Annotated in this window: 10 protein-coding genes; 5 read left to right on the forward strand and 5 right to left on the reverse strand. The window is 39.8% G+C overall.

Annotation, left to right across the window (positions count from 1 at the left end; genetic code table 11):
• The first annotated feature begins 124 nt into the window (after positions 1 to 124).
• Positions 125 to 1132 (forward strand): D-alanine--D-alanine ligase family protein, encoded by a 1008-nt coding sequence (locus B3P16_RS01025; RefSeq protein ID WP_286752458.1) that lies wholly within the window; start codon positions 125 to 127, stop codon positions 1130 to 1132.
• 207 nt (positions 1133 to 1339) lie between these two features.
• On the opposite strand, the gene B3P16_RS01030 is transcribed toward B3P16_RS01025, so the two are convergent.
• The 3 genes from B3P16_RS01030 to B3P16_RS01040 form a co-directional block, all read right to left on the reverse strand.
• Positions 1340 to 2548: a serine hydrolase gene (locus tag B3P16_RS01030; protein ID WP_286752459.1), complete on the reverse strand. Its 1209-nt coding sequence runs from the start codon at positions 2546 to 2548 to the stop codon at positions 1340 to 1342.
• A gap of 167 nt (positions 2549 to 2715) precedes the next feature.
• A complete protein-coding gene (locus B3P16_RS01035) occupies positions 2716 to 3210 on the reverse strand; it encodes a dihydrofolate reductase (protein ID WP_115049706.1) in 495 nt (164 codons plus the stop codon).
• Positions 3211 to 3271: 61 nt separating this feature from the next.
• Positions 3272 to 4093, reverse strand: coding sequence for a thymidylate synthase (locus B3P16_RS01040; RefSeq protein WP_070565019.1), 822 nt, complete (start codon positions 4091 to 4093; stop codon positions 3272 to 3274).
• A gap of 266 nt (positions 4094 to 4359) precedes the next feature.
• Between B3P16_RS01040 and mtaB the strand changes: the two genes are divergently transcribed.
• Positions 4360 to 5682: a tRNA (N(6)-L-threonylcarbamoyladenosine(37)-C(2))-methylthiotransferase MtaB gene (gene mtaB, locus B3P16_RS01045; RefSeq protein ID WP_112373639.1), complete on the forward strand. Its 1323-nt coding sequence runs from the start codon at positions 4360 to 4362 to the stop codon at positions 5680 to 5682.
• 174 nt (positions 5683 to 5856) lie between these two features.
• Here the strand turns inward: mtaB and B3P16_RS01050 are convergent, their stop codons facing one another.
• Complete coding sequence (locus B3P16_RS01050) at positions 5857 to 6753, reverse strand: EamA family transporter (protein WP_112373638.1); 897 nt, start codon at positions 6751 to 6753, stop codon at positions 5857 to 5859.
• A gap of 175 nt (positions 6754 to 6928) precedes the next feature.
• Here B3P16_RS01050 and B3P16_RS01055 point away from each other — a divergent pair, with 175 nt between their 5' ends.
• The 3 genes from B3P16_RS01055 (at position 6929) to B3P16_RS01065 (ending at position 10001) form a co-directional block, all read left to right on the forward strand.
• Entirely contained in the window at positions 6929 to 7501 is a 573-nt protein-coding gene (locus B3P16_RS01055) for a C40 family peptidase (RefSeq protein ID WP_046673998.1), read from the forward strand.
• Between the two features lie 91 nt (positions 7502 to 7592).
• Positions 7593 to 8096: a hypothetical protein gene (locus tag B3P16_RS01060; RefSeq protein ID WP_286752460.1), complete on the forward strand. Its 504-nt coding sequence runs from the start codon at positions 7593 to 7595 to the stop codon at positions 8094 to 8096.
• 345 nt (positions 8097 to 8441) lie between these two features.
• On the forward strand, positions 8442 to 10001 hold the full coding sequence (locus tag B3P16_RS01065; protein ID WP_286840974.1) for a calcineurin-like phosphoesterase family protein: 1560 nt from the start codon (positions 8442 to 8444) through the stop codon (positions 9999 to 10001).
• A 419-nt stretch (positions 10002 to 10420) separates the two neighbouring features.
• Here the strand turns inward: B3P16_RS01065 and B3P16_RS01070 are convergent, their stop codons facing one another.
• Positions 10421 to 11746 (reverse strand): mechanosensitive ion channel family protein, encoded by a 1326-nt coding sequence (locus B3P16_RS01070; RefSeq protein WP_286752462.1) that lies wholly within the window; start codon positions 11744 to 11746, stop codon positions 10421 to 10423.
• Between the last annotated feature and the right edge of the window lie 12 nt (positions 11747 to 11758).

Below are 11758 nucleotides of genomic sequence, written 5' to 3' on the forward strand. Positions count from 1 at the left end.
TTCTGCATAGAACCGCAATATTAAAGCCAAGTTTGCAGAATGATTAAATAAAATTATTCCTCACAAAATTATTCGTTTTTCCGTGTATAGCAAATTATATTTGCTATTCGAATCGCTAAAATTTATGAAAGCAAAAATAGCATTAATAACTGGAGGTTATACAGGAGAAGCTGAAGTTTCTTTTAAAAGTTCTGCCTTTGTCAATTCTCAACTTGATCACGACAAATACGATATATATTTGATTACAGTGACCAAAGAAGCATGGTACTATGAAGATTTGGACGGTAAGCGGCATCCGATTTCAAAAGCAGATTTTACACTTCCATTGAACGGAGATACCTTAAGCTTTGACTTAGCATTTATTATGGTGCATGGTGTGCCCGGAGAAGATGGAAGACTTCAGAGCTATTTTGATTTATTAGATATTCCATATACCTCATGTGATGCCTTGACTTCGGCATTGACTATGAATAAAGGGTATACAAAAGCGATCTTATCGGATATTCCCGAGTTGCATTTGGCAAAATCGGTCTTATTGTTTGAATCGCAACGCCCTGAAGCGGTTAAAATCGTCGAAAGCAATCTTTCGCTGCCGTATTTTGTGAAACCTAATGCCGGTGGAAGTAGTATCGGAATGACCAAAGTAAAGGAATCGGCACAACTGCAGGAAGCGATTGATAAAGCTTTTGATGCAGAGAATACCGGGAAACAGGTTATTGTTGAAGAATTTGTGACTGGACGCGAATTTTCCGAGGGAATTTTTAGGAATTCAAAAGGCGAACTCGTTGTTTTGCCGGCTACCGAAGTTCGTACTACACGTGAATTTTTTGATTATGAAGCCAAGTATGTACCTGGATTGACCGAAGAGATTACACCAGCATACCTGACTACGGAAGAGCAGGAGCGCGCTGCACGTATTTTAAGGGAAATTTATGTGAGATTGAACTGTAAGGGTATGGTTCGGGTGGACTTCTTTTTAGAAAACGATACCGATAAATTTTATTTTATCGAAATTAATACCATTCCGGGGCAGACTCCACAAAGCTTTATTCCGCAGCAGGTACGGGCTTTTGGAATGAAGGAGGGGGATTTTTACGGGGAGTTGATCGAAACGGCTCTACAATCGAAATAGTTTTGTTCTATCTCAGTAAGACTTGAGGCAGGGACTATATGGCTGGAGCGCGGATAAGCATACATTCCGATGATGATATACTGCATTTCCCAGCCACAGCCCGCTGATCATTCGCATAAGCAGCCTTCTAGCCAAGGGGGATAAAAATACGCCACGATGACGATGCGCAAAAAAGGCTTTCAATTTTCTGAGAGCCTTTTTTGTGTTTTATTTTCTGAAATCAAATTTCGATAGATCGGGTTTAAACTTTTTAACTCTTTTCAGCTCCTCCTGATAAATTACCTGGCCGATATTTTTTAAAAAAGGATAGGTTACTGTTTCATATTCATAGCGTCCATCGTTGTAGATGCCATTTTCATTGGACTGTACAACAACGGCGAGCATAAATTCCACGCCATGTTCAAAGTCGACGATATAGGCATTATCAATATTATAGCCATAGGAATCTCCATACTTGTTGAAGATCCGGATGTTGGGATTTAAGATCGCATTTTTTTCACGGCCATAAAAAAGGAGCTTGCTATACGTTGGCCAGAATTCTGCTGGATCATATTTTGGAAAATCCGATTCAAAGGGGTAGCGCGACATATAATCATAGAGGAGCGCGTAGTCATCTTTTTTCAGATTGAATCTTTCTTGAGGCTGAAATGCTTCGGGAAATAACAGCTTCTTCAATATCAGCTGTTGATCTTGCAAAGCGTATACATTTAATCCTTCAAAACTCCAGGGTTCATGAACAAGTTCATCTTTATCGTTCATGTAACCTTTCCCCTGAAGCGTATTGGACAGCTTGATGGTATAATCCTTGGGATCGAACTGTGCTTCTTGTTTATAGATAATATCCTTCCCCTTATAAAAGGTGACGGGGTTAGTATGTTTGGCCCATATGCCTTTGTCGCCAATAGCAAGACGGTTGACAATGCGGCTGTAATTAGTGCCGTATTTTTTTAGTTTCGCATTCAGTTCTGCACGGCCAATAAATTCGAAAAGCCTGTTTTGGGCATCGTTGTCGCTGGTTAATAAGATCTTTTTAACATATTGAGCAACAGATGGAAGGCCATTGGCTGCGGATTCGTCCACAAGAACCTTAGTCTGCTTTTCAAAAGCAGAATCGATGCGTAGTGGGGTATCTTTGCTGAGACCGGCAATATGCAGGTCATTGATTTTTTCCAAAGCCAGAATTGCTGTCGGCAACTTCACTGTACTTGCGGGATAAAAATACCAGTTCGGATTCAGTCGATAGCTATAGGACCTGAAATGTGGCTTATTGGATTTGTCACGATCAATCTGTGTATACAGAATTTGTACTTCATTTTTCGTCGGATGACTTAATATGTTTTGAAATAGATCGGGATGACTTTGGAGTAATTTTTCCAGGTAAACAGTATCTATCTTCTGAGCGTATAGATCTGACATGAATAGAGTAAGAATTAGGGTGAGGTATTTTTGCATGTGCTTTAGATCAAAGTGTCGCGCCTGTTTAGTCTTGTCGATTAAGCTCTTCTATAGCTTTTAATGGTGATAGGATCATGAAGCAAAAAGCTCCATGATCCTATTGCGTTTTGCTAGTCGTAAACATGGAATTATTTTCGCGTATAAACTTCAAAGGTATAAGCAAATGCATGTTTGTCATCGGCCTGATGCGAATCTGAGGAAACTAATTCCCATTCTTCTGACGGTAATTCAGGAAAGAAAGCGTCACCTTTGATAGTTGTATGTACGCGCGTCAGAAGCACTTTATTTGCCAAGGGTAACGCTTGCTGATAAATGTTTGCGCCACCAATGATGAATACCTCACGTTCATCCCGGCAATACAAGAGTGCCTCTTGGATGCTGTTGGCAACATCAATGTCTTCTCCCTGGAAATTCGCATTACGTGTAATGACAATATTCCTTCTGTCTGGTAATGCTTTGCCTATGGCCTCAAAAGTCTTTCTGCCCATTAGGACAGAGTGCTCAACGGTATTTCTCTTAAAATATTTAAAGTCGTTGGGTAAATGCCAAGGCATCTGATTGTCGATTCCGATGGCATTGTTTTCCGACGCAGCTACGATTAATGTGATCGTTGGGTTGCTCATTTTTGATATAAGGTGATTATTCGTTCGCTAAAATATATTACAAAATCAGGTACCTTCCTTGTTAAACGGCCACCGGAGCTTTGATATGTGGATGGGATTCGTAGTTTAACAATTCAAAATCTTCAAACTTAAAATCAAAGATATCTTTTACTTCAGGGTTTATTTTCATCTGGGGTAGCGCTTTTGGCTCGCGGCTCAATTGGAGCTCCGTTTGCTCGAAGTGATTACTGTAGATATGTGCATCGCCAAGGGTGTGGATAAACTCTGCGGCTTCCATGTCGCAAACCTGTGCGACCATCATCGTCAATAAAGCATAAGAGGCAATGTTGAAAGGAACGCCCAAGAATATATCGGCACTACGTTGATAGAGTTGACAGGACAATTGCGGCTTTAAGATACCTTTTTCAGGTTGTGCCGGAGCGACATAAAACTGAAAAAAGGCATGACAAGGAGGTAATGCCATATGCTCTATTTCGGCAACATTCCATGCCGATACAATAATACGGCGTGAATCCGGTGAATTTTTTAGCTGGTTGATAACCTGTGTGATCTGATCGATATGACGGCCATCGGGTGTTGGCCAGGAGCGCCATTGTGATCCGTATACAGGGCCTAAATTTCCTTGTTCGTCAGCCCACTCGTCCCAAATGCTTACGCCATTTTCTTTGAGATACTGAATATTAGTTTCACCTTTAAGAAACCAGATCAATTCATGGATAATGGATCGCAGGTGTAATTTCTTCGTCGTTACCAAAGGGAAACCTTCCTGAAGGTTGAAACGCATCTGATATCCAAAGACACTTTTGGTACCTGTGCCCGTACGATCTGTCTTTACAACACCATTCGTATATACATGTCTGAGTAAATCTAAATATTGTTTCATCTGTAAAAAGTAATTATTAAATACCAAATATCAATGCTATAATCGAACTGGACAGAACGAATAGCACTATTTTATGTGTCTGATTCTCAATCGGGGAATATTTGAATACATCATGTCCGGCTCTAATTTAGTTTGTCCGTAATAAGCCGCCGGTGCATTCAACCTTTCAAGATAGTCAAAACTAAGGAAAATCCTTATAACGAGAAAGTCAAAACTTAAAATGATAAGAGGGGTTACTGAAAAAAAATGTAATTTTGCAAAATATTATGGAGAATAAAAAAGTAGCTTTTTATACACTTGGATGTAAACTGAATTATTCGGAGACATCATCCATTGGTCGTTTATTTAAAGATGCGGGCTATGATACCACAGCGTTCAATAGCCGTGCAGACGTTTATGTAATCAATACATGTTCGGTAACGGATAATGCTGACAAGAAGTGTAGAAAAGTAGTGAAGGAAGCTTTAAAGCACTCTCCCAACGCCTATATTACGATTGTTGGCTGTTATGCGCAGCTAAAACCAAAAGAGATTGCAGAGATTCCCGGAGTGGACATGGTCTTAGGTGCAGCTGAAAAGTTTAATATTATTGAGCATATCAATGATTTGACGAAACAGGAAAAAACGATCGTTTATAATGGTCCAATCGATGAGACCAATCAATTTGTCTCGGCTTATTCGATTGGCGATCGTACGCGTACGTTCCTAAAAGTACAGGACGGCTGCGATTATTCATGTACATTTTGTACGATTCCTTTGGCACGTGGCGGAAGTCGCTCGGGCAAGATCGAAGATATTGTGCGTCAAGCAGAAGAAATTGCAGCTTCAGGCGTCAAAGAAATCGTTTTAACAGGTGTAAACATTGGCGATTTTGGCATTCGGGATGGTAAGCGCGAAGACCGGTTCTTGGATTTGGTACAAGCACTGGATGAAGTCGAAGGAATTGATAGAATCCGTATTTCCTCGATAGAACCCAATCTTCTTTCCAATGATATTATTGAGTTTGTGGCCCAATCAAAACGTTTTGTTCCACATTTCCATATGCCATTGCAGTCTGGAAGCAATAAAATTCTGGGTTTAATGCGCAGAAGGTACAAAAGAGAGCTTTACACAGAGCGCGTCGCTTTTATCAAGTCATTGATGCCTAATTGCTGTATCGGTGTTGACGTTATTGTCGGATTTCCGGGAGAAACACGTGAAGACTTTATCGATACATACAATTTCTTGAATGATTTGGATATTTCTTACCTGCATGTCTTTACCTATTCAGAAAGGGAGAATACGATTGCTGCTCAAATGGACGGTGCTGTACCGGGAGCTCAACGCAGCGACCGTAGCAAAATGTTGCACATCCTTTCGGAGAAGAAGCGCCGTGCGTTTTATGAGTCACAGCTTGGTGAGACTGGTGATGTTTTGTTTGAAGCAGACGAAAAAGATGGTTATATGCATGGTTTTTCTAAAAACTATGTCAAAGTACGGACCTTATACGATCCATTATTGGTGAATGAGGTTGTGCCGGTTAAATTTATTGAAGTAACGGATTCCTGTGAAGTGGAAGTAGAAGAAATTCCGGAGACACTGACACATTAACCTTTTTAAGATTTATAACATACAAAGGTTTAACATATAAAAAAGGCAATCTTCTCTAATAAGATTGCCTTTTTTCGTTAACGGGAATTCCATAATTTCCCTATTGATTGCAGCACACAGTTGTGTTCCTGATCAAATTGACTGCAGTACTCCGACCGGAAGTGGATCGGTCGCCTAATGCGTACTGCTCTTTGCTGCATTTAACCAGATGACGGTACCCAAGATCAAAAGTACCCCGAGCCATTGTATCGTGGATACACTTTCATGAAGTATAAAAAACGACATACAGGTGGCTACGGGTAGCTCCGCCGAACTTAATATTCCGCCTAAGGAGAAGCCCGTTTTCGGTAGGCCATAGGCAAATAATAAAGGCGGGATGACCGTGCCAAATAGCGAGAGGATCAAGCCGAAATAGAGGAAGTTACCATCAAATTGACCATTCCATAAATAAGCAGGTGGAAACAAGGTGAAGACCAGTATACAGGCCCCCGTTACCATAATAGCGCTTTTTTGAATGGGGTGATAGTCATTGCCGACACGACCGTTGACGATCATGAAGACCGAATAGGCGGTCGCTGCTAAAAGACCAAATAAGACACCTGTTAGGTTGAGGTGTTGCAAGCCTTTTTCAAGAAGTCCAGTCGCTAATAATGTTGCAATGAGTACAATGCCGATACCAATCAGGTTGTTTTTTGAAGGTTTTGCCTTGAAAAAGATAAATTCGATTACCACACCGATCCAGATATACTGCATGAGCAGTACGATGGCCAACGAAGCCGGGACGAGCTGTACACATTTGTAATAGAGAATGCTCACCAAACCGGTCGAAGTACCACTGATTAATATCTTGATCCATGAAGATTTTTTGCTTGAAGAGTGAAATGACTTTGCCGAAAAGAGTTTGATGATGATATAGATAAGCCAAAGGATAAGCATGCCAAACAATACCTGAATTCCCGTTACCTCTCCTAAATTCAACCCTTTACCATAGGCTTTTTTAACAAACGTTGATAGTATCCCAAAACTACTCGCACCTAAAAAGACAGCTAATGCACCTTTTAATTTTTCCATTCTCAAATAAATTAGGCGTCAAAGTTACGATTTCTGAACAATTCTTTTTCTTATCTGACGTTCTTATCAAGAAAAGCAATCTCCGGGGGCAAGCAAATTTATTGGATATCAACAGCAATTTAATTAAGTTTGTCATGCAAGTAAGTTTGTTAAGCAAGAACGTAAATCGAACAGCATGGGTGTCAGATCTTATTTTATCTTCTTTTTAGGTGCAGTTCTATTTTTGAGCAGTTGTTCAACGAAGAAAAAGGTACTTAGCTCCAAAACACATTCTTCCAATGGTTCGGTTTTGACAGATGCGAGCTCAGCGCGTGGAAAAACTTTTTCGGGATCCAAACTTGACAATTATGCAGACTTGCTCAATGTGAGTACCAAAAAACTAAATCCGCATCTTTATTCTTTTATTGACGATTGGATGGGGATACCGCATCGTATGGGTGGACAGACCAAATCGGGGGTAGATTGCTCGGGATTTGTTAATCTGCTCTATATTGAAGTATACAAAGGGAATTTGCCGCGGACTTCGCGTGACATGGAAGGAATAGTAAAGAGAAAAAAGGTCGATAAACTTGAAGAAGGAGATCTCGTGTTTTTTTCTTTCGGACGAAATGGAATAGATCATGTTGGTGTATACCTGCATAATAATAAGTTCGTTCATGTTTCGACACGGAAAGGTGTTATTATCTCTGATCTTTCCGACAGTTGGTATGCGAAGACCTTTGTTGACGCGGGCTCTCCCAATATCTAGACGCGTGAATTTCATGTAGGTTTTATGTCATATCTTGATATAAACTTTTATACCCTGTATAAATCCTTATTTTTGTCAAAATTTTATAGAAATGACAATCAAGAGTAAGAAGATTTTTTTGGGCCTTTGTATTATTGTGCCGTTTTTGATGTATTGTGTTTATTACTACAGTAATATGATCAAAAATGCCCCTTTTCGTTTTGCCGATTTTGAATCCATTGAATTCAAATATGGCGAGCCGAACCACATGGTCAACGAATACAATTCAAAAACACGTATCTATAAATATTTAGACAAAAAAGATTCTCTAATTACCGATACTGTAAAATTTACAAAAGACGATTTATTATACCTGCATCGCAAAGCAATGGAGCTCGGCTTTTGGAACTTGGATACCGATATGACCGGTCCTGAATGGCAGCAGGATTCAACAAATTCTAAAGTCCCACGCTTTTATTTAGAGTTCACCTATAAAGATAAGTCCAAGCATATCACTTTGGATGCAGATTTTGCAGGCAACCCTCGGATGCACGATGCGGCAAAATCAATGATCGATGAAGTCAACCGCATGTTGGCAACTGCGCAAGCCAGATAGTTAAGAAATAGGCCCTAAGGGTAAAGAGAGAAATCAAGTCATTGGTTTCTCTTTTTTTGTGCCGAATATCCGTCTGAAAACAAAGGATGGAAGAAGGATTTAACCGGCCAACAACATATATGTTAATGGGGATTTTATAGGGACTTAATAGGGACCTGATAGGGACCTCATTCGGATGAATACGTATAAAACACGGATAAGGTCCCTATAACCATACTGCCAAATATGGATTAATTAATACAAGAGTATTAAATGGCTTCCTTTGTTTTTTTGATAAATTCTTTATATTCTCTTTATACTCCGTTAACCTGAATCGAATACTTTAGCGCCAAAACAAAATTTCATATGAAAGCATTTTTGGCACTAGCAATTTCCTGGGCATGCGTAAACGCTGTGCAGGCGCAAGATTTTGCAAAAGGAAAAGTTTATCTGGACGTAAACAAGAACGGAAAATTAGATAAAAACGAACAAGGCATTGCGTCTGTTTCTGTTAGTAACGGGCGTGAAGTGACAACGACTGATAAAGATGGTAATTACCAATTGCCCGTTGGAAATGACAACATCATTTTTGTGGTTAAACCAACAGGCTATGCTTTGCCCTTGGATGAAAATAACCACCCAAAATTCTATTATATCCATAAGGTAAACGGTAGTCCAGTTTCAAAATACCCTGCTGTTGCTGCTACAGGAAAAATCCCTGCTGCTGTAAATTTTGCAATGTATCAACAAGATGAGGATCCTAATTTTTCAGCTTTCGTTTTTGGGGATCCACAGGCTTACACGGAGGAAGAACTGGCCTATTTCAAAAATGGTGTGATCAATGAAATTTCCGATAAGACAATTGCGAAATTCGGAATAAGCTTAGGCGACTTGGTGGGAGACGATCTTTCACTTCAGCCAAAATATAAATCGGTGATTTCCACGATGGGCTTACCATGGTATAATGTCATGGGAAACCACGATATGAACTATGATGCTAAAGTCGATAGCCTCTCCGATGAATCGTTCGAGCGGACGTTTGGCCCCAATAATTATGCGCTCAACTATGGAAATACGCATTTTATCATTCTTGATAATATCATTTATCCGAATCCACGGACAGGTAAAGGTTATTTAGGCGGATTCCGTAAAGATCAGCTTGATTTTGTGGAAAATGACTTAAAAAACGTTGCTAAAGATAAATTGATTGTGTTGGCATTTCATATTCCTTTATACCATCAAAACTCGGATGTCTTTCGTAACGAAGATAGACAACGTCTGTTCGATATTTTGGCTCCATTTAAGCATACCTTGTCTTTATCCGCGCATACACACTTTCAGCGGCAATATTTTTATGGACAAAACGAAGGATGGAAACAAGAAAAGCCACATCATGAATATAATGTGGGTACAACCTCGGGCGACTGGTATTCGGGCGAGTTGAATGAAAAGGGAATTCCTGTTTCTACAATGCGGGACGGTACACCAAAAGGGTATGCCATCTTAAAAATCGAGGGTAACCAATACAGTTTTGATTATAAGGTTGTCGGTAAGCCAGCAACGTATCAGATCGATTTATATGGCGCATCGGTCGTTCCAGAAAAATACACAAAGAGATATCCGATATACGCTAATTTTTTCATTGGAAAGGAAGGTGACAAGGTAACGTATAGAATCAATCAGGGCGAATGGAAGGAAATGGATTTTGTCAATGAAAACGATCCGGCATTCCTAAATTCTCTTGCTAAATACGATACAGCAACTGAATTAAAGAATACGCGTAGACCTTCGAACCCCGAAAAATCCAGTCATCTGTGGACAGCTAATTTGCCCAAACTTAAAGCTGGTAAATATCAGATTGAGGTTCAGGCGGTTGATCTTTTCAATAGAGTACACCTGGCAACAAAGACTATTGAGGTGAGATAAATAACCATTTGTAGAGTTGTTTTAAGTTTAAAGATAGCTTAAGATGCACTTAACATAACGATCCTATATTTGTGTAGAGTAATTTTTGATTCATAAAGAGTTAGGGTTAATGTGTAGATCTGTTGTGAAACACGTCTGAAAATTTAGTTTGTTTTTAAAGTGAAGGTAATCTCCCCAGATTACCTTTCACTGTTTTAGACCTTTTAGGCTATCTTACGATACCAGCATTTAACTGCTTCTCGGCTGGCCTGTTCTTACAGTTCATTTGATTTATGCAGACAAGGTTTTGCCTGGTAATTCGTTTGGTATGAACCTTAGCAATATATGAACACATAGTTCGCTGAACACTTGGTTCGACAGCGATATTTTCTTCTGAAAGTGTCTGACGTTATTGTCCAGAAAGAACATTCCGTTCGCTTTTATTGTTGTTGGTCTGCGAAGTCATGAAGGCTTTTAAGCCGGATAGCACGCCGAAAATCATCCGATGCCGGATTTTCAAAGATCTCCAGGTCGAAGTATTTTGTGGCGGCAAATAGGTGGTCGAATACATCCGAAACAATTCCTTCGTAATATTCCCAGCGGATATCGTTTACAAAGAAATAAAGTTCGACTGGAACACCGTGTTCGGTTGAAGCAAGCTGACGTACCATTAGGGGCATGGTCTTGTGGATATTGGGGTTTTGACGCAAATAGGTGAGAGTGTACGCTCTGAACATCCCTAAATTGGTCATTTTGCGACCGTTTATGGGGCTTGATTGATCTATCTGCTGTTCGATGTTGAATTGGTCAATTGTCCTGGCACGCTCTTCGATATAAGGCCGCAGGATCTGTATATTTTTGAGCCTTTCGATTTCTTCATTTTCTAAAAATCGAATCGTGGAAATTTTGATATTTATGGCCCGTTTTAAGCGCCTACCTCCCGACTGCTGCATGCCCCTGTAATTTTTGAACGAATCCGACAATAACGTATGTGTTGGTATCGTCGTAATGGTCTTATCAAAGTTCTGTACTTTTACATTATTGAGATTAATTTCTTTGACCGTTCCATCGGCGCCATATTTGGGCATCTCTATCCAATCTCCGACACGGATGGAGTCATTGGCCGAAACTTGTATACTGGCAACAAATCCCAGTATAGTGTCTTTGAATACCAACATCAGGATTGCGGATGCGGCACCCAAGGATAATAAGAAGGACCAGGGAGATTTTCCTGTCAATATCGAAAAGCAGATCGTTCCACCGATAAATAATAATATAATCTGACAGACCTGTAAATAACTCTCCAGGGGTTTGTCGGCAAAAGATTTTTTCATGCGCAGCATATCCCGCAAACTTTTCAGGAGCGAATGAATAATCAATAAACTGACGACAGTCGTCGCTATGTCAAGTACTTTATTGCTGTTTTCTTTCCAGGTTGGAAAACCCATGAAGATAATGGGCATGATGTATTGTGCCACTAAGATCGGAACAAAATGAGCAACAAGTTTCAGTGTTTTATTACGGATCAACAGATCATCAAAGCGGTTTGTACTACGTCTGATGGCTTTGATTGTTAACAGGAGTAATGTTCTTTTGGTGAAATAGTCAATGACAATCAAAAACAAGACAACCAGTAAGAGTAAAAGGATCGAGTTAACAAAATGACTCCACTGATTATCAAGGCCAAATTGTTTAATCCATTGAAATGTCCAATTATAGATGTGGGATTGAGAGTCTTTGAATAATTCCGTTGCTGTGCTTTGCATGTTACAAATATA

The sequence above is a fragment of the Sphingobacterium sp. UBA7631 genome, assembly GCF_002483935.1.
Classification (GTDB): Bacteria; Bacteroidota; Bacteroidia; order Sphingobacteriales; family Sphingobacteriaceae; genus Sphingobacterium; species Sphingobacterium multivorum.